Source organism: Teichococcus aerofrigidensis (assembly GCF_054073225.1).
This window is the reverse complement of sequence record NZ_JBSXMU010000284.1, coordinates 1-652: the sequence shown is the minus strand read 5'-3', so window position 1 is coordinate 652 and position 652 is coordinate 1. Positions and strand designations below refer to the sequence as shown.

At 73.8% G+C, this 652-nt stretch carries 1 protein-coding gene; it reads right to left on the bottom strand.

What is annotated here, in order from left to right; all coding sequences use genetic code 11:
* A partial coding sequence (locus ACVMLK_RS21255; protein WP_457487570.1) for an Hpt domain-containing protein occupies window positions 1-381 on the bottom strand: 381 nt, incomplete at its 3' end.
* Window positions 382-652 lie beyond the last annotated feature (271 nt).

The window sequence follows — 652 nt, the reverse complement described above, 5'->3', positions numbered from 1 at the left end:
GGGCTCGCCCCGCCAGGCGGCGTCGAGCGCCGCGATCAGCGCCGCGTCATCCCCCGCCGGCTCGCCACCCGTCGCCTCCAGCCCCGAGACGATGCCCTTCAGCCCGTCCAGCGCCGCCAGGATCAGGGTGATGCCGGCGGGCGTCACCCGCAGCGAGCCGTCCCGGTACTTGCCCAGGACGTTCTCGGCGGCATGGGCCACCTTCTCCAGCCGCGCCAGGCCGAGGAAGCCGCAGGTGCCCTTGATGGTGTGCACGTTGCGGAAGATCTCGGAGAGGGTCTGCCGGTCGTCCGGCGCCTTCTCGAGCTTCAGCAAGGCGCCGTCCAGCGAGGCCAGGGCCTCGTTGGTCTCGGTCAGAAAATCGGCGAGCAGGTCGTCCATCGCGGTCCCCGACAGGCTGGTTCAGCAGGCTGTTGCCGGCCAAACTGGCGTCCGTTCCGCGAAGAAACCGTAAAAGCCGTGCCTCGCCCGCCTCAGCCGCGCGGGTCGAGCCGCAACACCATGGCCTCGCCCTCGGCCCCCAGCGCGGCGCGCCAGCCCGCCCCCTCCGCCAGCACGCGCAGCATGGTCGCCAGGATGCCGCGCGGCCCGGCGGAGGCATCGCCGCCCAGCGCCGCCGCGACGCCCGGCGCCCAGGCCACCACCCGCCCCT